Source organism: Streptomyces sp. WY228 (assembly GCF_019287315.1).
GTDB lineage: Bacteria > Actinomycetota > Actinomycetes > Streptomycetales > Streptomycetaceae > Streptomyces > Streptomyces caviscabies.
Genome location: NZ_CP079114.1, coordinates 5,428,779 through 5,455,206 on the forward strand (window position 1 = coordinate 5,428,779; position 26,428 = coordinate 5,455,206).

At 70.3% G+C, this 26,428-nt stretch carries 21 protein-coding genes and 2 pseudogenes; 4 read left to right on the forward strand and 19 right to left on the reverse strand.

The genetic code is table 11. From position 1 onward, the window contains the following. Nucleotides 1-34 precede the first annotated feature (34 nt). Complete coding sequence (greA, locus tag KV381_RS23930) at nt 35-532, reverse strand: transcription elongation factor GreA (protein WP_030086899.1); 498 nt, start codon at nt 530-532, stop codon at nt 35-37. A gap of 195 nt (nt 533-727) precedes the next feature. After that, complete coding sequence (locus tag KV381_RS23935; protein WP_030086901.1) at nt 728-1,144, reverse strand: DUF4307 domain-containing protein; 417 nt, start codon at nt 1,142-1,144, stop codon at nt 728-730. A 171-nt stretch (nt 1,145-1,315) separates the two neighbouring features. On the opposite strand from KV381_RS23935, the gene mca reads away from it, so the two are divergent. Both mca and KV381_RS23945 read left to right on the forward strand, forming a co-directional pair. Next, nucleotides 1,316-2,197 (forward strand): mycothiol conjugate amidase Mca, encoded by an 882-nt coding sequence (gene mca, locus KV381_RS23940; protein ID WP_078611264.1) that lies wholly within the window; start codon nt 1,316-1,318, stop codon nt 2,195-2,197. Nucleotide 2,198: 1 nt separating this feature from the next. Then, a complete protein-coding gene (locus KV381_RS23945; protein ID WP_030086905.1) occupies nt 2,199-2,429 on the forward strand; it encodes a hypothetical protein in 231 nt (76 codons plus the stop codon). 215 nt (nt 2,430-2,644) lie between these two features. Here KV381_RS23945 and KV381_RS23950 read toward each other — a convergent pair whose 3' ends face one another. The 10 genes and pseudogenes from KV381_RS23950 to KV381_RS23995 form a co-directional block, all read right to left on the reverse strand. Beyond that, a complete protein-coding gene (locus KV381_RS23950) occupies nt 2,645-5,866 on the reverse strand; it encodes a tetratricopeptide repeat protein (protein ID WP_218786188.1) in 3,222 nt (1,073 codons plus the stop codon). A 242-nt stretch (nt 5,867-6,108) separates the two neighbouring features. Then, nucleotides 6,109-7,725 (reverse strand): hypothetical protein, encoded by a 1,617-nt coding sequence (locus KV381_RS23955; protein WP_218787365.1) that lies wholly within the window; start codon nt 7,723-7,725, stop codon nt 6,109-6,111. 171 nt (nt 7,726-7,896) lie between these two features. Further along, nucleotides 7,897-8,136: a hypothetical protein gene (locus tag KV381_RS23960; RefSeq protein WP_218786189.1), complete on the reverse strand. Its 240-nt coding sequence runs from the start codon at nt 8,134-8,136 to the stop codon at nt 7,897-7,899. Between the two features lie 231 nt (nt 8,137-8,367). Continuing rightward, a pseudogene (locus KV381_RS23965) lies at nt 8,368-8,904 on the reverse strand (Uma2 family endonuclease). A 275-nt stretch (nt 8,905-9,179) separates the two neighbouring features. Then, a complete protein-coding gene (locus KV381_RS23970; protein WP_218786191.1) occupies nt 9,180-9,587 on the reverse strand; it encodes a type II toxin-antitoxin system VapC family toxin in 408 nt (135 codons plus the stop codon). Further along, a complete protein-coding gene (locus KV381_RS23975) occupies nt 9,584-9,847 on the reverse strand; it encodes a hypothetical protein (RefSeq protein WP_218786193.1) in 264 nt (87 codons plus the stop codon). Before KV381_RS23975 ends, KV381_RS23970 begins: the two co-directional genes overlap by 4 nt. Before the next feature lie 173 nt (nt 9,848-10,020). Further along, on the reverse strand, nt 10,021-10,545 hold the full coding sequence (locus tag KV381_RS23980; RefSeq protein WP_218786195.1) for a hypothetical protein: 525 nt from the start codon (nt 10,543-10,545) through the stop codon (nt 10,021-10,023). Nucleotides 10,546-10,578: 33 nt separating this feature from the next. Continuing rightward, nucleotides 10,579-12,567 (reverse strand): hypothetical protein, encoded by a 1,989-nt coding sequence (locus tag KV381_RS23985; RefSeq protein WP_218786198.1) that lies wholly within the window; start codon nt 12,565-12,567, stop codon nt 10,579-10,581. Next, a complete protein-coding gene (locus KV381_RS23990; protein ID WP_218786201.1) occupies nt 12,564-13,727 on the reverse strand; it encodes a 5'-methylthioadenosine/S-adenosylhomocysteine nucleosidase in 1,164 nt (387 codons plus the stop codon). The genes KV381_RS23985 and KV381_RS23990 overlap by 4 nt, the downstream gene beginning before the upstream one ends. Next, nucleotides 13,728-14,471, reverse strand: a complete 744-nt coding sequence (locus KV381_RS23995; protein ID WP_218786205.1) for an NUDIX domain-containing protein — start codon at nt 14,469-14,471, stop codon at nt 13,728-13,730. A 182-nt stretch (nt 14,472-14,653) separates the two neighbouring features. Between KV381_RS23995 and KV381_RS24000 the strand changes: the two genes are divergently transcribed. Then, on the forward strand, nt 14,654-16,675 hold the full coding sequence (locus KV381_RS24000) for a thioredoxin domain-containing protein (protein ID WP_218786208.1): 2,022 nt from the start codon (nt 14,654-14,656) through the stop codon (nt 16,673-16,675). 72 nt (nt 16,676-16,747) lie between these two features. Here KV381_RS24000 and KV381_RS24005 read toward each other — a convergent pair whose 3' ends face one another. After that, nucleotides 16,748-17,440, reverse strand: a complete 693-nt coding sequence (locus tag KV381_RS24005) for a hemolysin III family protein (RefSeq protein ID WP_030630468.1) — start codon at nt 17,438-17,440, stop codon at nt 16,748-16,750. Between the two features lie 222 nt (nt 17,441-17,662). On the opposite strand from KV381_RS24005, the pseudogene KV381_RS24010 reads away from it, so the two are divergent. Then, a pseudogene (locus KV381_RS24010) lies at nt 17,663-19,346 on the forward strand (phosphoenolpyruvate carboxykinase (GTP)). A 187-nt stretch (nt 19,347-19,533) separates the two neighbouring features. Here KV381_RS24010 and KV381_RS24015 read toward each other — a convergent pair. The 6 genes from KV381_RS24015 to KV381_RS24040 all read right to left on the reverse strand — a co-directional run bounded on the left by KV381_RS24015 (nt 19,534) and on the right by KV381_RS24040 (nt 26,234). Next, a complete protein-coding gene (locus tag KV381_RS24015; protein ID WP_030086921.1) occupies nt 19,534-20,199 on the reverse strand; it encodes a hypothetical protein in 666 nt (221 codons plus the stop codon). Nucleotides 20,200-20,242: 43 nt separating this feature from the next. Further along, a complete protein-coding gene (locus KV381_RS24020; protein ID WP_247595049.1) occupies nt 20,243-21,892 on the reverse strand; it encodes a substrate-binding domain-containing protein in 1,650 nt (549 codons plus the stop codon). Between the two features lie 35 nt (nt 21,893-21,927). Further along, nucleotides 21,928-23,193: a toxic anion resistance protein gene (locus tag KV381_RS24025; protein ID WP_030086926.1), complete on the reverse strand. Its 1,266-nt coding sequence runs from the start codon at nt 23,191-23,193 to the stop codon at nt 21,928-21,930. A 54-nt stretch (nt 23,194-23,247) separates the two neighbouring features. Beyond that, entirely contained in the window at nt 23,248-24,348 is a 1,101-nt protein-coding gene (locus KV381_RS24030; protein WP_030086928.1) for a hypothetical protein, read from the reverse strand. Between the two features lie 147 nt (nt 24,349-24,495). Further along, nucleotides 24,496-24,903, reverse strand: coding sequence for a hypothetical protein (locus KV381_RS24035; protein ID WP_030630460.1), 408 nt, complete (start codon nt 24,901-24,903; stop codon nt 24,496-24,498). A gap of 119 nt (nt 24,904-25,022) precedes the next feature. Beyond that, entirely contained in the window at nt 25,023-26,234 is a 1,212-nt protein-coding gene (locus KV381_RS24040; protein ID WP_030086931.1) for a pyridoxal phosphate-dependent aminotransferase, read from the reverse strand. Nucleotides 26,235-26,428 lie beyond the last annotated feature (194 nt).

A 26,428-nucleotide genomic window follows, 5' to 3' on the forward strand; every position in this document is an offset into this window, starting at 1 on the left:
GGGCTCCCGTGTCGTTCGGTCGTGGTCGGCCGGGTCAGCCGGAGTAGGGCTTCGCCGCCAGGATCTTCACCGTGGCGGTCTTGCCGTTCGGCAGCTCGTAGTCCGCGTCGTCACCCGTCCGCTTGCCGTTCACACCGAGGCCGAGCGGGGACTGCGGGGAGTACGTCTCGATCTCCGTGCTGGCGTATTCACGGGAGGCGAGCAGGAAGGTCAGCGTGTCGTCCTCGTCGCCGTCGAAGGCGATGGTGACGACCATGCCGGGCTCGACCACGCCGTCGTCGGCCGGCGCCTCGCCGACCTTCGCGTGCTCCAGGAGCTGGGTCAGCTGGCGCACCCGCAGCTCCATCTTGCCCTGCTCCTCCTTGGCCGCGTGGTACCCGCCGTTCTCCCGGAGGTCACCCTCCTCACGGGCCGCCGCGATCTTGACGGCGATCTCCGTGCGCGCGGGACCAGACAGGTACTCCAGCTCGGCCTTGAGCTGGTTGTACGCCTCCTGCGTGAGCCAGGTGACGTTTTCGCTGGTCTGGGTCACAGGTGCTCCTCGTCGGTACTGGGAAGTGCTGGGAAATACAAAGCATCGCCCTACCCAGAAGCATGTGCCTCTGCGGGTGGGCGAAACCACGAGCCTAACAATTCCCCAGGAAAAGGGGGAGAAGGTAAACCGTCACACGCCAGGACCGGCCGCTGCGACCCGTATCGTCGCAGGTCACACGGGGTGTGCTGCGGTTCAGCCGGTCGGGCCGTCGTCGGCGGTGCAGCCCATCGGCTCGACCGCCGTCGCCCGGGACCGGGTCACCACGTTCACGACCTCGTCGATCCGGTCCTCGGCCCGGTCGAACCGGACCTCCTTGCGGCCCACCTCGGAGCCGTCCTCGCTGAGCGCCCGCACCAGGCAGTAGCCGTGGCCCTCGCGGTCCTTGCGGACCTCCAGGTGGACATCGGCCCGGGTGTCGGAGACGATCTTGAACTTGATCATCTCGGCACTGATGCCCTGGCCGCCCACGTAGTCGAAACCGATCCACCCGATCACGCCGAGCAGAGCGACGCCCAGGACCGATCCGACGATCTTCAGCTTGCGGTCCGCACGCTGATCCTCGGTCCGGCCGTACCGCCCCTCGGGCGCAGCCTCGCGAACCGCCGTCATGATCGTTCCCTCCGGACCGGGCATCGAGGAATTTTCCGGTCCCTCGTTCAGTCACTATAGAAGCCGCCCGCCCGTCACCCGACCGCGCCCCACACCGACGTCGCGCGGGCCGGCACCTCTCTTCGAACCAGAGCGACCGAACCAGAGCGACCAATGACTGAGGATCGAGCTTTGACTGAGCAGCTGCGACTGATGGCCGTTCACGCCCACCCCGACGACGAGTCGAGCAAGGGCGCGGCCACCATGGCCAAGTACGTGTCCGAGGGGGTGGACGTGCTGGTCGTGACCTGCACGGGGGGCGAGCGCGGCTCCATCCTCAACCCGAAGCTCCAGGGTGACGCGTACATCGAGAAGAACATCCACGAGGTGCGCAAGAAGGAGATGGACGAGGCCCGGGAGATCCTGGGCGTCCAGCAGGAGTGGCTCGGCTTCGTCGACTCGGGTCTGCCCGAGGGCGACCCGCTGCCGCCGCTGCCCGAGGGCTGCTTCGCCCTGGAGGACCCCGAGGTCGCCGCCGGACGCCTGGTGGCGAAGATCCGCGCGTTCCGGCCGCAGGTCATCACCACGTACGACGAGAACGGCGGCTACCCGCACCCCGACCACATCATGACGCACACGATCTCGATGATCGCGTTCGACGGTGCGGCCGACGCGGAGCGCTTCCCCGAGGACGAGTTCGGCCCGGTCTGGACGCCGCGGAAGCTCTACTACAACCAGGGCTTCAACCGGCCGCGCACCGTCGCGCTGCACGAGGCGCTGATCGCCCGGGGTCTGGAGTCCCCGTACGGCGAGTGGCTGGAGCGGTGGAAGGAGTTCGAGCGCGTCGAACGCACGCTGACCACGCACATTCCCTGCGACGAGTTCTTCGAGATCCGCGACAAGGCACTGATCGCGCACGCCACGCAGATCGACCCGGAGGGCGGCTGGTTCCGGGTTCCGATGGACATCCAGCGCGAGGTCTGGCCGACCGAGGAGTACGAGCTGGCGAAGTCTCTGGTCGATACCTCCCTCCCCGAGAGCGACCTCTTCGCGGGCATCCGCGACAATGCCTGATATGTACGCGACCCAGGCACTGACGCACCTCGTCCCGTTCGCCGCCGAAGAGCTCGACAAGAACAAGGTCACCCCCGGCGTCCTCGGCTTCCTCGTGTTCGCCGCGCTCGCCGTCGGCGTGTGGGCCCTGATGAAGTCGATGAACCGCCACATGGGCCGGGTGAACTTCGAGGAGGCCCCCGACCCGGACGCCGAGCCGGCCGCCGACGCGGCTGCCGCGCCCCGGAAGTAGCCGGCGCGGCAGGCCGTACGAGTACGGAAGGGCGTCCGGCCCGGTGCCGGACGCCCGTCGTGTACGTGTACGGGAACGGGGGCCGTCGGTTACGGGTACGGCCACGGGCGCCGGGTTCTCCCCGACGCCCGCCCGGTCACCGCCCTGCCGTCCCCGCCATCACAGCCGACACAGTCGGGCCCGTCCCCAGCGTTACGTCCGTGCCGTCCCCGGCGTCACGGCCGGGCCGGCTCCGTCGGCACGCCCATGATCTGGCCGGCGCCACGGGTCGGGGTGAGCCCGAGCCGCCACGCCTGCCAGCCGTCCTCCAGGTCCACGCCCCGCTCCAGGGCCACCGCGAACGCCGCCGCTGACTGCTCCAGCTTGCCGTCCCGCGCCGGATGCCGGGCCTCGACCAGGTCCGCCAGCTCCTGCTGGGCGACCACCGTGCCCACCTCGACGCCCCCGGGCGAGGCGTACGGCAGCAGCGTGCACCGCAGGAACCGGGCCCAGTCGCCGCCCCGCGCGTCCCCGTACGAATCGAACAGCTCCGCCGCCTCACCGCACAGCTCCAGCGCCTGCGGCGCCCGCCCGTTGCCCGCGTCGATCAGCGCCAGCTCCACGCACGCCCAGGCCTCGCCGTACGGCACCTTGATCCGCCGGAAGTCCGCCCGCGCGTCCATCAGCAGCTGCCGGGCGAACCCGGAATTGCGCAGGTTTCCCGTCTGCGCGGCCCGCTGGTCCCGGGTCACCCGGCCCGAATGGTGCCGGGCGCACGCCAGCCCGTACACGTCCCGCATCCGGGAGAACATCGTCCGGGACCGCTCCAGCTCACGCACCGCCTGATCCGTGTCCCCGTCCTCCTCCAACGCCTGACCCAGGTAGTACAGGGTCCACGCCTCACCGCGCGCGTCCTCGTTGTCCCGGTGCCGGTCCAGGGCCTCGCGCAGCTGCTCCAGCGCGGCCGCCGGATCGCCGTCCAGCAGCCGGGCCCGGGCCAGCTGGGTGATCGCCCAGGCCTCACCGCGCCCGTCGCGGGTGCGCCCGTACAGCTCCAGGGCCGTACTCAGCGCCTCCTCGGCCGCCGCCACCTCGCCCGTGCGCAGCCGCACCTGTCCCAGCTGGAACTGCGTCCAGGCCTCACCGTGCAGCGACTCGCCCTCCCGGTGCAGCCGCAACGCGTCGGCCAGCAGCGCCAGCGCCTTCACCAGATCGCCCCGGTCACGCTCCACGGCCGCCAGCGCGTGCAGGGTCCAGGCCCGGTCCTCGGCCTGCGCCGGCGAGGACTGCAGGGCCAGCGCCTCGCCGAGCCGGGCCGCCGCCTCGGTCAGATTGCCCTGGTGGTGCAGGGTGATGCCGAGCGAGCACAGCGCCAGCGCCTCGCCCGCGTCGTTCTGCGCCTCGTGGTAGAGCCCGACGACGGAGGACAGCGTGGTGCGGGCCTTGTCCAGCTCGCCGAGCTGCCGGGCCGCGATGCCCGTACGCCACTGCACCGAGCGCTCCAGCAGCCCCTGGTCCACGGCCTGCGTCAGCTCGCTGATCTCGCCGAGGCGGTACAGGTCGCCGCGCAGCAGGCAGTAGTCGCACAGCGCACCCAGCAGATGCAGCACCGTGGCCTGGTCGACGCCCTCCGCGTGCCGCAACGCCGCCGTGATGAAGCTCGACTCGTCGTCCAGCCAGCGCAGCGCCGAGTCCAGCGACCCGAAGCCGTGCGAACCGAACTGTCCGGCGCGGGTCGACATCTTCCCGTCGACCATCCGGATCACCGCGTCGGCCAGCTCCGCGTAGTTGGTCAGCAGCCGCTCCTGCGCCGCCGTCCGCTCGGCCGGCTCCTCCTCGTCCAGCAGCCGGGCCAGCGCGAACGCCCGCACCAGATCGTGCAGCCGGTAGCGCGATCCCCGTACGCGGGTGAGCAGCCCGGCCCCGGCCAGCACGGTCAGCAGCCGCTCCGCCTCCTGCTCGTCGGCGGAGAGCAACGCGGCAGCCGCCGCCGCGCCCAGGCTCGCCCGGCCCGCCAGTGCGAGCCGCCGCAGCAGCCGCCGTGCCTGATCGCCCTGGTCGGTGTAGCGCAGCCACAGCGCCCGCTCCACCGGGTCCACCGGCCCGTACGCGCCCAGGTCCTCCGCCAGCGTGTGCCGACTGCGCGCGCCCAGCGCGGAACCGGCCACTCGCAGCGCCAGCGGCAGTCCGCCGCACAGCTCCACGATCGCGTCCGTGGACGGATAGTCGTACGGCCCGGTCTCCTCCTCCTCGGCCACCTCGCGCAGCAGCTCCTCCGCGCCCGCCGCCTCCAGCGCGCCGACCGGCAGATGGTGCACCCAGGCCGGCAGATCCTCGGGCAGCTCCAGCGGCTCCCGGGCGGTGACGATCACCAGACTGTCCGAGCGCTCCGGCACCAGGGTGCGGACCTGCCCGGCGTCCGTGGCGTCGTCGAGCACGACGGTGACCGGCGTCCCGGTGAGGTGCTGGTGGTACAGCTCGGAGAGCCGCCGCACCTGCTGCTCCGCCGAAGCACCCTCCCGGAACAACAACTGCTCGCGCGGCGCGCCCAGCCGGTTCAGCAGATGCAACAGCGCGTCCCGGGTCGGCAGCGGGCTCTCCCCGGCCACCTGGCCGCGCAGATCGACCACGCACGCACCCCGGAACTGGTCCTTGAGCGCATGAGCGGCCCGCACCGCGAGCGCGGTACGCCCCGAACCCGGCTCACCGTGCAGCACGACGACGGTCGGCCGGGTCTGCGTGGAGGCGCGGGCCGCGTGCACCCACTGGGCGATCTGCGCCAGTTCGGCCCGCCGCCCGGTGAACGGCCCCTCCGCGTGCGGAAGATGACCGAAGGACTGCTCCAGCACCACCCGGGTACGGGCCGCCGCGCTCCGGTCGCCGCCGCGCAACGGCCGCCCCGCCGGGGCGGCCTGCTTCTTCGGGGCGCGGGCGGCCGGGGTCAGCATCCGCTGCTGGTCCAGGTACGGGCGGATGCCCCGTACCTCCAGGGCGGTCAGCCACTGGAGCCTCAACTGCTCGGCCCCGCCCGGCTGTCCGGCGGCGGCGGCCCGGCGGTGGGCGGCGGGCCAGTGCGAAGCGGTCACCTTCGCCACGGTCGTCGCCGTACCGGCCACCGCGACAACCGCGCCCGCACCGAACGCCAGACCGGTGTTCGCGCCGAGCGCCAGATCGGCCCCGAACGCGGCGGCGGCCGCAACACCCGTCACCAGCAGGGGCGTTCCCAGCGTCGCTCTGCTGAAGCGCTCCGCGAGCGGCCGGTCGCCCGCCGCCACCGAGTCCAGCGCCTGCGTGTACGCGGCGTACTCCTCGCCCGCGCTGGCCGCCATGGTGTCGAGCGCCGCCCGCGCCCGCGACATCAGCACCCCGGCATCGGTCCGCCCGCCGGTACGCCGCGTCTCCTCCTCCACGGCGCGCACCAACAGCCTCTCGGCTTCCGCCCGATGGCTGTCCCGCATATGTGTCCCCCTCCGAGAGCTGCGTCGTGCTGCGCTCCGAACCTCGGGTTCCGGAGCGTCAGTTACCGAACGTCAGTTACCAAGCGTCGGGGTCAAGTGTCCTGCGTAGCGCGCTCCGGCGCGAGGGGCACCGGGCAAGGGGCCGGTCAAGGCACGGCCGGAGGGCGGTGACGGAGGGGGGGACTGCGGGAGTCCGCGCGGCCGCCGCAGGGGCAACAGCACCGCCGCTTCCCCCTCCCGGATCACCGATTGGCGAAGGTCACCGCCTTCGCGTCCTCCTCGTACGCGAAGGAGCCGGTGAAGCCCCAGTTCTTCCAGCCGCCGTCGCCCCGGTTGGTGATCGTCCCGCTGTCGACGGCGAACACGTCGACACCGTCCACCACCGCGAGGTGTTCCAGCCCGGACACCCCGGAGAAGGAGAGGTCGTTGAACGACTTGGCGGTGATGATGTTCTTGTCGGGGAAGCTGCGGCCGTACTCCTCCAGGAGCGAGTGCGTCAGTTCGGCCTTGTCGCCGGGCACCTTGCCGGAGTAGTCGGTGCCGGGATACGGGCCGCCACCGGTGTACTTCGGTGTCTCGTCGTTGAAGTGGACGGTGCCGGATCCGGTGGCCGTGGAGTCGGCGTCCAGGTCGGCGGGGGCCGGCCGGTCGAAGGTCGCCTCCATGCCGTCGCGCTCGAAGTTCCCGTACATGGCCCAGTTGGTGTAGCCGCCGTCGCCGTCGTTCTTGAACGTGCCCTTCTCGAAGACGTAGACGTCGAACACGGCCCGGCCGGAAGCGATGTCGTCGCCCTTCTCGTCCTCGTGGTAATCGGTGGAGTTCAGCCGGTAGCGGCCCCGGTGCACGAAGGAGTCCGGCTCGTCGACCCAGTGCGAGTCCTGCTCGGAGTGCATCGCGACGACGTTGTAGTCGGGATAGCAGCGGCGCATGTCGTTCACCAGCATCCGCACCGCCTGGGTCGATCCCTCGTCGTCCAGCGGTGAGTACGTGTTGTAGTACCGGCTGCGGTCGGGCGGCTCCTGGCCCTCGACCTGGCAGCCCTCGTCGCCCGGCTTCCAGCCCTCCTTGCGCTTCGGCTTGGGCGGCTCCTGGAACGTGACGGTGCGGCGGTCCTCGCTGATGTCGAACACACCGTGGAACGCCCGGTTCTTCCAGCCGAGGTCGGCGTCCTCGGCCCAGGTGAACTTCCCGGTCCTGAAGGCGTAGACGCGGTAGGTCGTGCCGCTGATCTTTACGGTCTCGATCAGCGCGGTGCCGTCCATCTCCTGGAGGTTTCCCTCGTGCGGCTGGGCGATGACGATGTTGTAGTCCGGCAGGCAGTAGGCGAGATCGTCGAGCGCCAGCTTGACCCGCTTCTCCTTGTTCTTCTCGTTGTCGATCTTGTCGATGACGAAGTTGACCAGCCAGGAGTAGCCCCAGGCTGCGGTGTTGCCGAGCACCCCGCTGCCCGGCACCTTCACCGAGGAGTTCGACTCCCGGGGCTCGAAGCACAGGTCGGGCAGTGCGTTCGGGGTGCTGCCGGGGGGCAGTTCGACGGACTTGCGGACCGGCTCGTCGAGCGTCCGCCCGAGGGGCTCGCCGGCTCCTTCGTCGACCGGCGCACCGGAGTCGTCGCCGCTCGGCTGCTCCGCCCGAGCGGTGTCGACATCGTTGTCATCGGAACAGTCGACGCCCCCGAATCCCGCCGGGCCGATGCGGCAGACCTGCGCGTGGACGGAACGGGACAGCGAACCGCCGATGCCGGTCGCGACGATCGCACCGACCACGGCGACCACCACGGCGATCAGGGCCAGGTACTCGACGGCGGTCTGCCCACTGCTCGCGCACACACCCCGTCGTATCCGGTCGCTGCGTTTCACGCGTCACCTCGTCCTCGCCGCCGTATCACCGGGCCGCACGCCCGCCGGGACCGAAGGTAGCGACGCATCGGTGGGCGGGAGTAGGGCCCAGGGACCCGGAGAGGGGCCCACATCACCGCGACGCAGGCCCTGCGGGCGCCCGGCCCCGGCGCGCCCGGCGCGGCGGTTCGATCACATGGCAGAGCTTCGGAGCGACGCCGCCACCGACCTCGCCTCGGTCGCCGACGTATCGACGGTGTCCTCCTGCAACAGGTCGTACAGCGCGTCGGCCGCCGGCAGATCGGAGGTGCGGCTGGTCAGCTCCTCGGGGGCGGTCATGGCGGTGCCGGTGGCGAAGGCGCCGGCGAACAGTGCGGTCGCGATGAGTTTCTTCACGGTTTTCGTATCCGTCGTGACGGTGGCGGTGGCCACCGTCGGGGGTGGGGGCCACCGCCACCAAGTCGTCCTGGAACGCCTTCGCAGATACGTTCCTGCGAAGGCGACAGGACGACCCGGGCGAGCAGTGGCCGGGGTGCGAGAATTCCTGACTTCCCAACGAGGCCGTCCCTTTCGGGGAACGCTCCACTCCGGTGATGCCACCCGAACGAGGAACCCTGCGAGCGCCCTGTGGGCACCGTGCGCTGTACGAAGTCGCTCCGTTCCTCAGAGGGTTCCGAGGCCGACCGTGACGGAGGCTGTGGCGATGGTCTCGATCAAGCCGGTGGACATCTCGCCGTCCTTGTAGGCCTTTGTGGTGGGATCAAGAACGTAGGTGTAGACGATCGGGACCTCGGTGGCGGCCTGTTCGATGCGCCAGTAGAAGGGGATGCCGGCCTTGGCGTACTGGTCCACTTTCACGATCCGGTCGGTGGTTTCCGAGCCGGGCGACACCACCTCGACGACCAGGAGTACATGCTCGGGGCGGGTAGGCATGAGGTCGATGGTCTCCGCCCGGTAGACGATGACGTCTGGGCGGCGGTTGGCGAGGGGAACGTCCTGCAAGCGGACGTCGAAGTCGGTGTCGGCGTTCCAGTCCGGGCCCGCGGCGGCCTCCAGGGCGTTGGCCAGGATCCGGGCCAGCCGGTTGTGGCGCTTGGAGTCGCTCGGGCTCACGATGACCAGCCCGTCCACGATCTCGATGCCGGCGCACCGCACCTCGGATCAGGAGTCGTACTGCTCCGCGCTGATCTGCGTATGCATGGTGTGCCTCCTTCGATGCCTGCACAGTTTCGGCGCTGTTGGACTCAGCCTGCTTCCCGGTGTTGTCCGGCTGCCCGGAGTCGGCAGCGCCGACCTGTCCCACTTGCCCATTCGTACCACGCTCTGTGGCGCGGGTGCCCGGGAGTCGGGTGCATGTGGATCGGGCCTATGACCAACCGGATTGCGCAGACCGCCTCGCTTTATCTCCTCCAGCTCGCCAGCACCCCCGTCTGCTGTTGGCTGTTGTCGCCCGAGGCGGAATGTGGCCGTGCTGCCTACGCGTCTCTGATGATCACGCGCTTACCGCAGAGCTTGGACCAATCGTCACGGTCGGAGGTCAAAACAATCGCAGGGGCCGGTACGCGGAGCGCGAGCGCGGCGACGAGGGCGTCGATCGCGTACTTGTGCCCATGCAGCCCGCCTGCGTCCTGAAGCAGCGCCACGGCGGTCAGGGAGTCCTCCGGGGTGACCGGTTCTACCCGCAGTCGGGAGAGCACCCACTTCAACCGCGCAAGATCGGTCTTGCCGTGTACGGCTTCGACGATGGTCAGCGCAGACACGAGGACGGGGACCCCGACCTGCCGGGATGCCTCGATGCGAGCCGCCATGCCGCGGTCGTTGCGCAGAAGCAGGGAGAGCGCCTCGGAGTCGAGCACCAGTGAGCGGGCCGGCTGCTCCTTCACGCAGCGCCCCGCTCCGTGTTCTCGTCTGCGAACAGCTCGCGACGAGCGGCTTCGATCTCCTGCTCCGTGAGCGCACCGTGCTCTTCTTCGTGGGCCGCGACGATCTCGGCGAGCCCGTCCATGGCGAGCTGGTGCCTGACAGCCTCGGTGACGTAGCTGGACAGCCCTCGGCGGCCGGTCCTTGATCGCAGCTCACTGACCAGCTCGGAAGGCATGGATACGGAGACGTTCTCAGTGACTCCCGAACGATTCTGCTTCATGAAATCAGTGTAAGACCATCTCTATTACATTCGCGAGATCGTCCGTGTACCCGTCGGACCGAACGCCGCCGGAGGCATCGCCTGAATCGCCGAAATTGACTGCCCGGACCTAACGCAAGCGCCGCCTTCGATCGAGTGATCAGCGCGGAGCTTGCGCTGCGGCAGGGCAAGTGCTACCCCTCCGCACGGCGCAGGAACTGCCAGCCCAGCACCGCCAGGGTGAGCGTCTGCACAAGTGAAGTGAGCACGAGTAGGAAGTGAGCGGTGTGGGAGCACCAGAACGCGATCATGCAGACCATGGGCAGGATCAGGTACGTGAACAGGTCCACTGTTGTCTGAAGCCGCTTGCGCATCGCGCGGCCCGCAACATCGCGGTGATAGACCTCCCATCCGAACATTGCGCCCCTGGCGGAGGCGAGTTCTCCCAGACGCGGCCCCAGCCGGTCGCGGACGTAGCAGCCGATCGCCGAGATCTTCTCGTCATTGACCAGGTAGGTCCAGCCCAGGATCAGGCAGATCGCGGGGACGGAGAGCAACAGTCCGGCCTGACCACTGTGGACGGTGACCGCTACGACCGCGGTGACTGCGGCGAGCGTAAAGTAGAGCAGGTTGTCGCGGAATCCTATGCGGGTCTTCTGTTCCTCCTTGAGGCGGTCGTACTCGGCCAGCAGGACTTTGCTCTCGGTGACATCGTCCATGTCGGTCACAGCCTTCCGGTGCTCGATTTCGGATCAGTCGGCGATCTGGAAGGGCATCAGGTTTTCGGGGTTGTGTCGTTCGAGCCAGCCCTTCCCGTCTGCTGCGACCCCCTCCAGGAGGCGGAAGGTATGGGTGAAGCCGGCCGTGCTGAGACTGATCTCGGAAATCTCCCGGGCGTTTTCGTCCGGTGCCAGTTGATGGGCATCGGCGTCCTTCACACGGATCTTCCGGGCTGGGCCGTTGGTGAGGACGAGCTCCAGGTCGTAACCGGCATCGGCGTTCTCCGTCACCTGCACCGAGGACAGGGCGTCGAACCGGTAGTTGCTCCGCTGCTCGTTCCTGCGTGTCGAGTCGGAGAATTTGAGCTCGGAGCTGACTTCGCGGATGCCGTCCCTGGTGAACAGGAACAGGCGGATGACGTAACGCGAGTACCGCCATGGGCCGCCCTGGACTCGGGCCCGTTTGTAGGGGCGCGCAGGAGCCACCAGGATGGTGTGCGTGATCAGATCCCGCCAGGTGAGCCGGTGGTGCCGCAGCGCCTCATCCACGAACGATGTCTTGTCACAGGCGAGCCAGGTCTCCATCTCCAGCTCACTGGGGCGGGTTTGGTCCAAGAGCGCCTTCCAGCGCTGGTGAGCCTTCCGCCGTGCCGCCAGCTCTTCCTGGTACTCCCGCGCCTCCAGGGCCAGACGGTGCCTTTCACGCCGAACCTTCAGCCACAGCTGAGCGGCCGCGTGCCCCGACCAAGCCACACCGAGAAAGGCCAGTAGGGCCCACACCGGCCGCGGTTGCACAGCGCCCCGGGCCGCAGTGCCCAGCCCTGCCAGGACCGCGGCGCCGCAAACGGCGAGGGCTGCCACGGTCAGAACCTTCGTCCTGATCGGCGTTCGGTCCTGTGGGTGCCGATCGAACAGGGTGCCATTGTCGTGCCGGTTCCGGGCCTCCTCGGCGAGGTATCGGATCAGCCAGTTGACCCGGTCGACACCGATCCGGCTCTCCCGGTAGAGGTCGGCGATCTCGGCGGCGAGGTCGCTCCGGACCTCAGCGGTGTGCGCAAGCCAGGCATCCGGGGTGAATCCGTGGGGCGTGCGGACTCTGAAGTAGTGATCGAACCTGTTGCGGACGCTGTTGGTGAACCCGCCCTCGGGAGGTGCGGGACTGTGAGGCTGTGGGGCGTCGGACCCGCCCGTCTGGTTCGGCCGGAGCTGTCGGCCCCACCACTGGATGCCGCATCGGGCCGCGGCGCGGCCTGCGCCGAGTGCGACCAGTGACTCGATGACCGCCAGGGCCGGGTGGGCGATCCATGCCAGGGCTCCGAGGGCCACACTGCTGACTACGAACAGGGCCACCCGGGGCGGGAGGGCCGCCTGGGCAGCGGCAGCGGCAGCGGTGTTCAGGCGGGGGAGTGCGGCCCGTGCCCCGATGGGGGAAGGCTCGAAGTAGGCCCACACCCGCTTGGCCCGGTCGTTGCCCAAGCGTTCCACTTCGGCCTTTTCGAGGGTCTCCGCCCACAGGTCGTCCTTCAGGCCCCCGGTGAGCATGAGATCGAGGTGGCGGAGGATCGCATCATGCTGGCGGGAAGGCAGGTCCTGCAACTGCTTCAGCACAGGTCCGGTTGTTCCGCCGGAGGAGCCGAGCGCCGCCAGCAGGTCGAAAGCGACGCGCAGGGCTTCCTTCCACTCGCCCTCGGGGTAGGTCCGAACGAGCCCGGAGGCGCGGTGCAACTGCTGGACCTCTTCGGCTTTGAGGTCGTGATGGGTGCGTGTGCTGAACATGGCGAGCACCCAGTGGAATCGAACCTCCGCGTTGTGGTAGCCGTGGGCGATCGCATCGGTGATTACTTCGAGAGCGCGGCTGGGGACTCCGTCTTCCAGGAGTCGCACGCCCACCCTGTATTTCTCCTGCGGCGAGGCATCCGGGTGAACGAAGTAGACGCTGGAGTTGTGTACGACCCCTGCCTGGATCCCGATGGTGGAGTCGTGCGCGGCAGAGCTGTACGTGGCACCGTCGCTGTCGCTCATGCCCGGTCACCGGCTGCGGCGATCAACGGGGCCAGCTCGGCCATCAGCGCAGGGCACTCCACGACCAGTCCGCGCAGTCTCCTGAGCGTCATGGCCGCCCGCTTCGACGAATCAGAGGTTTGTTCCCCGGCTGACCGGATGGCGGATTCCAGGTCGGCCAAGGCCTCTCGGTACGTGTCCTGGTCGAGGTCGCCTTCAGCGCGGTGCCGCGTCAGATTCTCTCGGAAGCCATCGAGTGCCGCGAACAGGTTCAGCGGTCCGGACTCCTCCGGAGCCGTGTTCATGTGCACGCTGCTGCCCGTGACCGATCCGGCCATGATGCCAACCGTGCTGTTCTGGGCAGTGTTGCTGACGTGTCGGTCGAGTCGGTCGGCCGAAGGGGCCCTGTCGTCTCGGGGCACTACGGTCTTCTCCTGCTCCCCCGCCAGCTCCACCGCCAGCCGGATGGCGAACGCCGCCGCGTTCGCTGCGGCCTGCGGCTGCCAGCTGCGGTCGTCCGTACTGTTCTTCGTGCCGTCCGCCCGATCGCTGATTCCCCGGATGATGGCCACCGGCGCCCCGTTGAGATGGCCCGCTTGTGCCACCCCGGCCGCCTCCATCTCGATGGCGAGCGCGTCGTTGTAGTGCTGCCGGATCCATGTCGCCTCGGCCGAGACCCTTGAGTTCTGGACGATCTCGCCAGCGGCGACCGCCCCGAAGCGCACCTGTGGTGCGTGCTCGTGACTGGAGGCGGAGTCCGCCCAGTCGTCCAAGCGGGCCAGGTGCAAGGCGAGCTGGCTGATCCCGTGCGGTGCTTCCCACACCCGCGGGCGAGCCTTGAGCCCGTCGTCCTCGCTGGTCCCACCGTGGTAGGCGTACACATGTGACGCCACTACTACGTCACCCAGCCTGGTGGCGTCCCATAAGGCACCGGCGACCCCGACGAACAGCACGGCCGCCGGCGAGAACTCCTGAATCGCGCGTTCGGCGATCACTGCGGCGGAATGATTTCCTTTGCTTGTCAGGCCGAGTGCGACACGGCACGACGTGCCCTGCACGGTGCCCACTTCGAACCGGGTGCCACGCTCGTGGAGGTGCGCCTGCGGACTCGCGAGCTTCTCTCGCACGGCCTGGTACTCGAGATTGAGGGCGGTGAGAATCACCACCGGGCCTTTCGACATCTATTCCTCTTCCCCGTTCGGGTTCTCTTCTGTTGCGGGCGGCGCGGGTTGGATCAGCGGTGGGAACAGGACGGTTTTCGGCCCTGCCCGGTACAGCCGTGCCGGTCGCCCGCCCGTGCTCCTGCGGTCCGTGCCGACGGGAATGATGAATCCCTTCGCGGCTTGGACCTTCCGGTAGAAATTGCGCGTGTCGAGTTCGGTGCCCCAGACTGCCTCGTACACCTGTTGCAGCTCTGCGATGGTGAACTCCTCCCCGCAGAACGCCGTGGCCAGCGACGAGAACTCAAGCTTGGTACGGGCGTGTTCGATCCCGTCCGTTGCAATTCGACGGTGGTCGAAGGCGAGTTCCACCTGCCCCGACAGCACGGCTTCCGCGGGAACCCAGGAGGCATCGGTGGCATCCGTTCCCGCGACCGGGTCGGGTAGCCCTGGTGCGATTGCCAGGTGCGCCACAGAAACGACTCGGCCCCGGGGGTCGCGATTCGATTCTCCGTACACAGCCAACTGCTCAAGGTGTACCCAGCTGGATGCCAGGGCTGTTTCCTCGTTCAGTTCGCGGTGTGCGGCATCCAAGATCTCCTCGCGATCGTGGTTCAGAAATCCTCCGGGCAGGGCGGGCATGCCTTCGAAGGGGGCTTCACCCCGCTCCACCACGAGTACGTGGAGGCGGCCCTCCCGCAGCGTCAGAATCACGAGATCGACCGTCAGGAGTACAGGGGGTGGTGACCATGCATCATCTTGCATGCTTTGTAAGGTACTTCAGTTATTGTCAATTTCACAAGAAGGGGGGGTGGTGCTTGCTGTCGGGCTCGGCTCCGCAGTCCCGATGCGAGTGACAGGGCTTCACGGGCGGACCGGTTGGAACCGACTCCGCCAGTGGGTTCGGGTTTCGGGGTTCCCGCGGCCGGTGCTGCGATACTGCCCGCATGGTGAACCGCCTGGCCGATGCCATGTCCCCGTATCTCCTCCAGCACGCCGACAACCCCGTCGACTGGTGGCCCTGGTCGCCCGAGGCGTTCGAGGAGGCTAGGAAGCGGGATGTGCCCGTGCTGCTCAGTGTCGGGTACGCCAGCTGCCACTGGTGTCACGTCATGGCGCACGAGTCGTTCGAGGACGAGATCGTGGCCGCCTATCTCAACGCGCACTTCGTGCCCGTGAAGGTCGACCGGGAGGAGCGGCCCGACGTCGACGCCGTCTACATGGAGGCCGTGCAGGCGGCCACCGGGCACGGGGGGTGGCCGATGACCGTCTTTCTCACCCCGGATGCCGAACCCTTCTACTTCGGGACCTACTTCCCGCCCGAGGCCCGGCACGGCTCGCCCTCCTTTCAGCAGGTGCTGGAAGGGGTCACCGCCGCCTGGACCGATCGCAGGGACGAGGTCGCCGAGGTGGCGGGGCGTATCGTCGCCGATCTTGCGGGGCGGTCGCTGGTCCATGGTGGGGACGGGGTGCCGGGGGAGTCGGAGATCGCTCAGGCGCTGCTCGGGCTGACCCGGGAGTACGACGAGCAGCACGGCGGGTTCGGGGGTGCGCCCAAGTTTCCGCCGGCCATGGTGGTGGAGTTCCTGCTGCGGCACTATGCGCGGACCGGGGCCGAAGGCGCACTGCAGATGGCCGCCGACACCTGCTCGGCGATGGCCCGGGGCGGCATCTACGACCAGCTCGGCGGCGGGTTCGCGCGGTACTCTGTGGACCGGGAGTGGATCGTGCCGCACTTCGAGAAGATGCTGTACGACAACGCTCTTCTGTGTCGTGTCTACGCTCATCTCTGGCGTACCACCGGGTCCGACGAGGCGCGGCGGATCGCCCTGGAGACCGCCGACTTCATGGTGCGGGAGCTGCGGACCGCCGAGGGCGGGTTCGCCTCTGCGCTGGACGCCGACAGTGAGGACGCGGACGGCAGGCATGTCGAGGGGGCGTTCTATGTGTGGACGCCGGAGCAGCTGCGTGAGGTGCTGGGGGAGGACGATGCCGCCTTCGCCGCAGCCTATTTCGGGGTGACCGAGGACGGCACCTTCGAGGAGGGCGCCTCCGTGCTCCGGCTGCCGGGGGACGCGGGGCCCGTGGACGCCGCGCGGCTCGCCGACGTACGCGCCCGGCTGCTGGCCGCCCGTGAGGAGCGGCCGCGCCCGGGGCGGGACGACAAGGTGGTCGCCGCCTGGAACGGGCTTGCTGTCGCCGCCCTTGCCGAGACCGGGGCCTACTTCGATCGGCCCGACCTCGTGGAGCGGGCCACCGAGGCCGCTGACCTGCTCGTGCGGGTGCACTTGGGCGAGGTGGCCCGGCTGACCCGTACCTCCAAGGACGGGCGGGCCGGGGACAACGCCGGGGTGCTGGAGGACTACGGCGATGTGGCCGAGGGGTTCCTCGCGCTGGCGGCGGTGACCGGGGAGGGCGCCTGGCTGGAGTTCGCCGGGTTCCTGCTGGACATCGTGCTGGAGCAGTTCACCGGTGAGGGCGGTCAGCTGTACGACACCGCCCATGACGCCGAGCAGCTCATTCGGCGGCCCCAGGATCCCACCGACAGCGCCACCCCGTCCGGGTGGACCGCTGCCGCCGGTGCGCTGCTCTCGTACGCCGCGCACACCGGGTCTGAGGCCCATCGCACCGCCGCCGAGGGCGCGCTCGGTGTGGTGAAGGCCCTGGGCCCGCGCGTCCCCCGGTTCGTCGGCTGGGGCCTCGCCGTGGCCGAGGCGCTGCTGGACGGGCCCCGCGAGGTGGCCGTGGCCGGTCCGGTCGGCGGTGAGCTGCACCGTACGGCGTTGCTGGGGCGGGCCCCGGGTGCGGTGGTCGCGGCCGGCGAAGGGCCGGGGGCGGGGGCCGAGTTCCCGCTGCTGGTGGACCGGCCGCTGGTGGGCGGGGAGCCGACCGCGTACGTCTGCCGCCACTTCGTGTGCGACGCGCCGACGACGGACGCGGGGGAGCTGGCGGGCAAGCTCGGCGGGTGAGCGCCCATGGACGGAGTGAGGGGCCGGTCGCTTCGTGCGGCCGGCCCCTCGTCCGTCTGTCCTGCGTGTGCCCTATCCGTGCTGGTACGCCACCAGCGAGATGCCCACGTAGTGCGCGATGAACGCCGCCAGCGTCAGCGAGTGGAAGACCTCGTGAAAGCCGAACCAGCGCGGCGAGGGGTTCGGCTTCTTGATGCCGTAGATCACGCCGCCCGCGCTGTAGAGCAGCCCGCCGACGATCACCAGGACCAGGACCGCGATGCCGCCGGTCCGCATGAAGTCCGGCAGGAAGAAGACCGCAGCCCAGCCCATCGCGATGTAGCACGGGGTGTAGAGCCAGCGCGGCGCTCCGACCCAGAAGACGCGGAACGCGATGCCCGCCGCGGCCGCCGCCCAGACCGCCCACAGCAGCGGCCGGGCGGTCGACTCGGGCAGCAGGAGCAGTGTCAGTGGCGTGTAGGTGCCCGCGATGATCAGGAAGATGTTCGCGTGGTCCAGACGGCGCAGCACCGCCTCGCCGCGCGGCCCCCAGGTGCCGCGGTGGTAGACCGCGCTGACGCCGAACAGCAGACAGGCACTGAGGATGTAGATGGCGCAGGCGATCCGGCCCGTGGTGCTGTCGGTCAGTGCGATCAGGGTGATGCCCGCGACCAGCACCGCCGGGAACATTCCGGCGTGCAGCCAGCCGCGCATCCGTGGTTTGACGGGTACGGGGTCGAGGACGACGGGGCCCGGGGTCGCGGCGCTAGCGGCGGCGTCAGTCATATCCGCATGCTACCTACGCCACCGTAGGTACTGGATATCGGGCGCAAATGAGTGGCGATGCTCACGTGTGAGGCCCCCTGGACAGATGGGCGGATCGGTCGGATGATCAAATGAGTGCAGTCGGCACCGGATGAGCGCCAGGGGAATTCGAAGGGTACGAAGCATCCGGGTCGCAGCCCCCACGGGGCCTCAGACAACTGACACCCTCAACTAGGAGCGATCGTGGCGCGCGACATCGCGGCTCCCCTCACTGTCCCCACCCACCACCAGGAGCTGGTCTCCTGGGTCGACGAGATCGCAGCGATCACCCAGCCCGACCGGGTGGTCTGGTGCGACGGCTCCGAGGCCGAGTACGAGCGCCTGTGCGGGGAGCTCGTCGCCAAGGGCACGTTCACCAAGCTGGACGAGATCAAGCGGCCGAACTCGTACTACGCCGCGTCCGACCCGAGCGATGTCGCCCGCGTCGAGGACCGTACGTTCATCTGCTCCAAGGAGGAGAAGGACGCGGGTCCGACCAACCACTGGAAGGACCCCGCCGAGATGCGGGAGATCTTCACCGGTGCCGACGGTGTGTTCCGTGGCTCCATGCGCGGGCGCACCATGTACGTCGTGCCCTTCTGCATGGGGCCCGTCGGCTCGCCGCTCTCCGCGATCGGCGTCGAGATCACCGACTCCGCGTACGTCGCCGTCTCCATGCGCACCATGACCCGCATGGGCCAGGCCGTCCTGGACGAGCTGGGCACCGACGGCTTCTTCGTGAAGGCCGTCCACACCCTGGGCGCGCCCCTGGAGGAGGGCCAGGAGGACGTCCCGTGGCCCTGCAACACCACCAAATACATCTCGCACTTCCCGAGGCCGGCTCTACGGCGTTGCTACGCCGCCGCCTCCGTCCCCGCGACGCCTGCCGAGCAATGCCAAGCTCGCCGCTGAGCCGACCATCCCCGGCTGGACCGTGGAGACCATCGGCGACGACATCGCCTGGATGCGGTTCGGCGAGGACGGCCGGCTCTACGCGATCAACCCCGAGGCCGGCTTCTTCGGCGTCGCACCCGGCACCGGCGAGCACACCAACGCCAACGCCATGAAGACCATGTGGGGCAACTCCGTCTTCACCAACGTCGCGCTCACCGACGACGGTGATGTGTGGTGGGAGGGCATGACCGAGGAGGCGCCCGCGCACCTCACCGACTGGAAGGGCAACGACTGGACCCCCGAGTCCTCCACGCCCGCCGCCCACCCCAACGCCCGCTTCACCGTCCCGGCCGGACAGTGCCCGATCATCGCGCCCGAGTGGGAGGACCCCAAGGGCGTGCCGATCTCGGCGATCCTCTTCGGCGGCCGCCGCGCCTCCGCCGTGCCGCTGGTCACCGAGTCCTTCGACTGGCAGCACGGTGTCTTCCTCGGAGCCAACGTCGCCTCCGAGAAGACCGCCGCCGCCGAGGGCAAGGTCGGCGAGCTGCGCCGCGACCCGTTCGCCATGCTGCCGTTCTGCGGCTACAACATGGGCGACTACATGAACCACTGGGTGAAGGTCGGTGCGGACAAGGCCGACCAGTCGAAGCTGCCCAAGATCTACTACGTGAACTGGTTCCGCAAGAACGACGCCGGCAAGTTCGTCTGGCCCGGCTTCGGCGAGAACAGCCGCGTCCTGAAGTGGATCGTGGAGCGTCTGGAGGGCAAGGCCGAGGGCGTCGAGTCCCCGATCGGCATCCTGCCGGCCAAGGGCGCGCTGGACACCGAGGGCCTGGACCTCTCCGAGGCCGACCTCGACTTCCTCCTCACGGTCGACAAGAAGGTCTGGCGCGAGGAGGCCGCCCTGGTCCCCGAGCACCTCAACACCTTCGGCGACCACGCGCCCAAGGAGCTGTGGGACGAGTACCACGCGCTCGTCGAGCGCCTGGGCTGATCCTGGCACTCCCCACTGGCACCACTGACCCCACGGACCCCGCGGCCGGGTCCATCGGACATCCGCCCTGACCTGTGGGGCCGAACGATCCGCCGCGGTACGGGGCCTGTCGTCGCGCCAGTCGTCGCCGACGGCCCCGGAGGGCCTGTTCCCGACCAAGGACACCCTCCCGGCCCCCGGAACCCCCTCACGGTTCCGGGGGCCGCCCCGTTTCCACCCTTGCGGCCGAGCCGCCCAGGTCGCCCGGATGCCCGGAGCCGCCCCGGTCCTCCAAATACCTCGTGTGCGACCGCTGGCGCAGCTCCTCCGCCTCGCGCAACCCGTCCACCAGCCGCTGCGCCTCCCCGTGCAGCAGCGACAACTGCCGCTCCAGCTCCTCCTCCGGAGCCCGCGCGCCCGGCGCGAGCCGCGTCCACCACCGGGTCCGGAGATAGGTGTCGACGGACTCCGGAACGTCCCGGCGCACCGCCCGCGCCACCACATGCCCGCTCTCCGGGTCGTCCGCCAGCGCCTCCGAGACCCAGCCGGGCGCCAGCAGCCCGTCCAGCAGCCCGGTCAGCGCCTCCAGCCGTTCCGCCGCGGCGGGCGGCAGGTCCACCTGTTTCAGGTACGCCCGCAAGGTCGCGAGGTCGGACCGCAGTTCGTCCAGCCGGGAGGAGGGCTCATCGAACGCCGGGGCGGGCGGGCGGCGCGGCGGGGCGATCAGGGCGCCCGCCCCGTACAGCCCGCCGACCACCACCGGCCAGTACGCGCCCGCGAACCCGGCGAAGGTGAGGGCGAGACCGCCGAGGGCCGCGGCCCCGCCGGTCAGATTCCGGGCCGACTCCAGATAGCCGATCACCCGGGCCGCCACCACCGCCGTACCCGAGGCCAGGGGTCTCTTCCCCGCCGGATCCCTACTGGTAGCCACGGATCTCCTCGAACGCCCCGTCCAGCGAGCCCGGGCCCTCCTTCTTCGTCCCGTCGAAGAGCCGGCCGCCGGTCAGCCCGGCGATCACGTCCAGCTCCGAGCGGTCGGAGTCGCCGAACACGATCGGGAACACCGGAGTGACCTGCCGGGCGGCGGGCAGCGCCCGGTAGAACGCCGTGAACTCGGCCGCCGACCGGCCCGCCGTGTTCTCGCCGTCCGTCATCAGCACGATGGAGGTGAACGCGGACTCGGTGTCCGGGCCCAGGTGGTCGTAGGCCGCGGCGAGCGAGGAGTAGATCGCCGTGTCCCCCTCGGCCGTCAGCGCCGCCGTGTCCGCCCGGATCGCCGCCGGGCCCGCCTTCGGGTCCGCCGGGTCGACGGTGTGGGTGCGGACCTGTTTGACGGTGGACCCGAACGGCAGCAGCGTGACCTCCTCGCGCTCCCGGAAGTCGCCGGTCAGCCCGTTCAGCGCGGACTTCAACTGAGCCAGCCGCCCGCCCTTCATCGACCCCGAGGTGTCCAGCACGTACACGGTCCGCGAAGGGCGCCGCAGCCGGTGTTCGTACGAGGACAGCAGCCCGTCCGCGACCGATCGCGTACCGGGGAACGGCAGTTCGCGGCGCTGCTCGGGCGAGAGCGGATCGGCGGGGCGCGCGGCGGCGACGACCGGGCGGCGCAGCGTCAGCGCGGTGATCTCCCGCTGCACCTCGGTGGACCGGAAGTGCTCGGTCAGCGTCCGCACGGCGTCGCGGGCCTCCGGTGTGGCCCCGGTGAGCGCGCTCAGCGGGTAGTCGGCGGTGACCACCCCGTCGCGCGGGCGGATCACGGTCAGCCCGGCGCCGCTGTCCCGGTTCAGCGACAGCAGCACCGACTCGTAGTTGATCAGCGCGTCCACGGTGGACCGCCGGGCGTACGCCTCGGCCAGCCAGCCCGAGGAACCGGAGGTCAGCCGCTGCCCCGCGAAGAACTCCTTCAGCTTCGGCCCGGCCCTGCGGACATCGGCGTCGGTGAGCGCCGCCTGGGCGCCGGAGAGCCCGGAGGCGATCGAGATCAGTGCGGAGAAACCGGAGTTGGAGCGGTTCGGGTCGGTCATCCCGTACGTCAGGTCGCCGTCCGCGACCGCCCGGTGGACCTGGGCCCAGCTGACCGCGTCGGCGTCCCAGCCGAGCCGCCGCACCGTCGCGGGCCGCACGCCGAGCGCGACCGGGGAGGCCATCAGCGGGGTCTCGGACGCGATCTTCCGGGCGGCCTCCGGGTCGAGCCGCAGATAGTCGTTGGACGACAGCCAGACCGCGTCGAACGCCCCGTCCGCCTTGCCCGACGCCAGCCGCTCCACCGCGTCCAGCGTGCCCGCCCAGGTGGGCCGTACGGTGATCCCGGTCGCCTCGCGGGCCTTCTCCAACAGCGGTTCCATGTCGCTCAGTTCGCTGGAGGCCAGGATCCGGAGCGTGCCCGTGCGCGGACGCCCGTCGTCGCCGCCCCGGCCGGTGTCCGGCCCGGCGTCCCGGTCCGTCGAGCAGGCGGCGAGCGGGACGAGCAGCAGCGCGGCCAGCAGCGGGAGCAGCGCGCGCCGGGCCACCCGGGCGCGCCGGGCGGGCAGGGCGGGAAGGGCGCTCACCGTGCGGCGGGCGCTCATCGTGCGACGGGCTTTCATCGTGCGGCGGCGGTCTCTCACGAGCGGCCTCCGTCCAGTGCCGAATCCGCCGTGCGGCTGCGGTCCAACCGGGCCCCGGCCTCCTGGAGTTCGGCGGTCAGCGCCTGCACGGTGGCCGCCATGGTCTCGGTCGCCCGTGCCTTGTACGTGTCGATCGCGTCGAGCGTCGCGTAGATCTGCCCGAACGCCGTGCGCAGCGTCTCGACGCCGACCGCCGGATCGGCCGCCAGCTGCTGGATCTCCCCGCTCTGCGTGGCGAGCATCTCCGCGTTCCCGCGGATCAGGTCCTCGGTGGTGGAGCGCAGCACCTGCACCTGCTCGGTCACCCGGCGCTGGTTCTCCAGCGCCGAGGACAGCATCACCGCGATCCGCAGCGCGGACACGGTGGTGGTGGCCGCCCGGTCGACACCCTTGATCAGCTCGTCGTTGTTGCGCCGCACGACGTCCATCGCCAGATACCCCTGGGCGCAGACCGCGATCTGGGTCAGCAGGTCCTGGTGCTTCTGCCGTACGGGGAAGAGGACATCGGCCCGCAGCGCGTCCGCCCGCGCCGGATCGCCCGCCGCCTCGGCCTCCGCGACGCGCCGTTCCACGACGCCGTCGAGGGCCTCGGTGAGCACCACGTACTCCTGGAGCTTGCCCATGGACTCCCAGAGGCGGGTGCGTTCGGTGTACAACGCGGCGTTGTCGCGCCGCAGTTCGTCCTGCCCGCCGCGGAGCGAGCGCACGATCCGGTCCAGGGTGCCCTTGGCGGAGGCGTACTTCGCGACGTGGTCGCGCAGCCCGCGCCCGCCCGGCAGCCGGGACAGCAGCCGGCGGGCCCCGCGCCTCGGGGTGTCGCGCGGATCGAGGTCCTCCACCGTGCGGCGCAGCTCGACCAGCGAGGAGCCCACCCGGGCCGGGGCGTCGCCCTCGCCGGAGGCGAGCGAGCGGACGGTGCGGTCCAGCATCCGGTTGGACTGCTGGGCGGCGCTGCGGATGTCGTTCTGCCCGAGCGCGGCGATCTCCCCGACCCGGGCGCCGAACTCGGGTGAGCGGGCGTCGAGTCCGGCGAGGCCGTCGACGTACTCCTCGGCGCGCCGGACCATGTCGGACCGCACGGCCTCGTCGACCGGGACGAGCCCGGCGGCCTGCTCGGCGCGGACGGGGGCGACGGGGGCGGGCGGGGTGAGGACGAGAGGGGTGGTCGGCGGGTCGTACGGCCTTCGGGGGTCCTGGGGGCCGGGGTTCTCGGGCCCGGCGTTCCGGGGTCCGGCGTTCTGGGGCCCGGCGTTCTGGGTCATGGTGGAGGTCTCCTGACTGCGGGAGGGCTGGGCCGGGTGCGGACCGGGGCGTCGTCAGCCGCGGGCCCGCTGCGCCATCGAGCGCAGCACCTCCGCGGTGGGCACGGGCGCCTGGCGTACGCCGGTCAGCCGCTGGTCGATGTAGGCGGTGTGATCCGCGGTCGCGGCGCTGAACTCGGCCGCCGCGCCCTGGGGCCGGAAGCCGTGCCGTACCGCCAGCTTCCGCAGTTCGGGGTCGGTGGACAGCAGCTCGCCGAGCTCGCGGCCGTGGCCGGTCAGCGGTACGAGGGTGTGGTCGCTGGAGACCGTGGTGTCCGGGTAGAGGACGACGAGGTCGCCGATCTCCTGTCGCTGACTGCTCATCAGGAGCGAGGCCACCTGCGACTCGTAGACCAGCACGAGCGGATTGCCGACCCCGCTGATGAAGTCGCGGAACGGCGCGTCGCTGCTGGTCTGCTGGGCGCCCTGCACCTGGACGAGCTTGCGCAGCAGCGGCGCCGTGCGCTCCACCGCCTTCGCGTCCGTGGCCACCCGGCCGCCGTCGGCGACGTACGAGGCGGCGGCGAGGTAGAGGGCGCCGGAGTTGGAGGAGACGGGGTCGGTGCTGGTGATGAACACCGTGCCGCTCAACTCGGCATGTCCGGACGCCCCCTTGAGCTGCTGCCAGGTCCGGTCGTCCTCCGCCGCCGCCAGGTAGGGGTCCATCAGCAGGGTGCCCTGCGTGGTGAACTTCGATCCGCCGTCGGACCGCAGCCGGGCCAGGCCGTTGTCGGCGAGGACCTCGGCCGCGTTGCGGTGGGCCACCACGACGAGCGGCGAGTAGAACGGCCGCAGCGGGCCGCCCTGGTCCGCGGCTCCCCGGCGCAGCTCGTCGGCCGGGGCCTTGGAACCGGGGAAGGCGAAGTCGTAGCCCTTCAGGGGCAGTCGGTCCATGGCCCAGGACCCGGAGGTCTCCGTACGGACGGTGAACCCCTTGGCGGCGAGGGCCTTCACGGTGTCGGGGTCGGCGAAGAACTCGGCCTTCTCCGACCCGATCACCCCGCGCACGGTCTTCGCGGCGGTGCCGCTGTCCCCGCTGTCACGGCCCAGGGCGACGGCCGCCGCCACACCGGCGATCAGCACGACCGCCAGGACGATTCCCACGATGCGTCTCACCCTGCGCAGCGTGCTCGCGGAAACCCACATTCCGGGCCGAGTTGGGTGGACGGCAGATGAAGGACCCATCCCAGAACGCAACGGTCCCGGCCGGTGAAGGCCATGGCGCCCGGTCCGCACGCCTGCGCGGCATGCGGACCGGGGCCGTCAGTGGGCGCCGACCAGCTGCCCGGAGGGGGCGGCGTCGGCGAGTGCGGCCAGGGCCGCGGTGTGGGCGTCCATCCGCTCGGCGGAGAGGATGGCGGCGGTCGTGTCGGCGCGGGACGCGGCCACCAGCAGGGCGCGGCCCGCGAGCGCGTGGGCGCGGCGGTGGAGGTCCGCGGGGGCGGCGTCGGTCAGGCCGGCGTGCCGGGCGGGCGGGGCGCCGCGCAGCCGGGCCACCTGCTCGGCGATGCGGTCGCCCGGCACGCCGAGGCCCAGTTCGTCGGTGACCGCGAGGAGAGCGGCCAGATGTCCGGCGAGCTGGATGTCCAGCTCCTCCTCGCGGCTGCGGTGCGGAAAGTCCGCGTCGTCGGCCGGGGTGTGGGCCGAGGGGCTGCGGATCGGCTCGTACATGGATGGCCTCCCGATGGTGCGTGGAACCATCCTACATTGGAATGAGTCTAAAGTTGTGCTCGATCCGGAATGTGGTCGCGCCACGGCTGTCCGTAACCGCCGGAAGCCGTCCGGGCGCGCTACGGCTGTCCGTAACCGTCCAGGAACGTGCCGATCCGGGTCACCGCGTCGGTCAGGTCCTCCACCGTCGGCAGCGTGACGATCCGGAAGTGATCGGGCTCGGGCCAGTTGAAGCCGGTGCCCTGCACGACCATGATCTTCTCGGCCCGCAGCAGGTCCAGCACCATCTGCCGGTCGTCCTTGATCTTGTAGACCTTGGGGTCGAGCCGGGGGAAGAGATACAGCGCCCCCTTCGGCTTCACGCAGGTCACCCCGGGGATCGAGGTCAGCAGGTCGTACGCCACGTCCCGCTGCTCCAGGATCCGGCCGCCCGGCAGCACCAGGTCCTCGATCGACTGCCGCCCGCCGAGCGCGCTGGCCACCGCGTGCTGCGAGGGCATGTTGGCGCAGAGCCGCATGTTGGCGAGGATCGTCAGCCCCTCGATGTACGAGGTGGCGTGCGCCTTCGGGCCGCAGACGGCCATCCAGCCGGAGCGGTAGCCGGCCACCCGGTAGTTCTTGGAGAGCCCGTTGAAGGTCAGCACCATGAGGTCCGGGGCCAGCGACGCCGTCGGGGTGTGGGTCGCGCCGTCGTACAGGATGCGGTCGTAGATCTCGTCGGAGCAGACGATCAGGTTGTGCCGCCGGGCGATCTCGGTGAGACCGCGCAGCATCTCGTCGTCGTACACCGCACCGGTCGGGTTGTTCGGGTTGATGATCACCAGGGCCTTGGTGCGGTCGGTGATCTTCCGCTCGATGTCCGCGAGGTCCGGCATCCAGTCGGCCTGCTCGTCGCACCGGTAGTGCACGGCCGTTCCGCCCGCCAGCGAGACCGAGGCGGTCCACAGCGGATAGTCGGGGGCCGGTACGAGCACCTCGTCGCCGTCGTCCAGCAGCGCCTGCATCGACATCTGGATCAGCTCGGAGACGCCGTTGCCCAGGTAGATGTCCTCGACGTCGAGGTCGATGCCCTTGGTCTGGTAGTGCTGCATCACCGCGCGCCGCGCCGAGAGCAGGCCCTTCGCGTCGCCGTACCCGTGCGCGCCCGCGAGGTTGCGCAGGATGTCTTCCAGGATCTCCGGCGGGCACTCGAACCCGAACGCGGCGGGGTTGCCCGTGTTCAGCTTGAGGATGCGCTGACCGGCCGCTTCCAGCCGCATCGCCTCCTCCAGCACGGGGCCCCGGATCTCGTAGCAGACGTTGGAGAGCTTCGTGGACTGGATGACCTGCATGTCCGCGAGCTTACGGCCGCGTTTCGCGGGGTGCTCGGGGATCGCTCCCGCCGTACGCCCTCCGGAGCGCGCTCCGGCCCCGGCCCGTCTTCCATCGCCATGCCCGCCACCGCCCCGGACCGTGGGATCGCCCGGTCGGGGCGGCGTCGCGGCTTGGAAAGGAGGTGTCGGCGGCCGGAACGGGTGAGATGCGC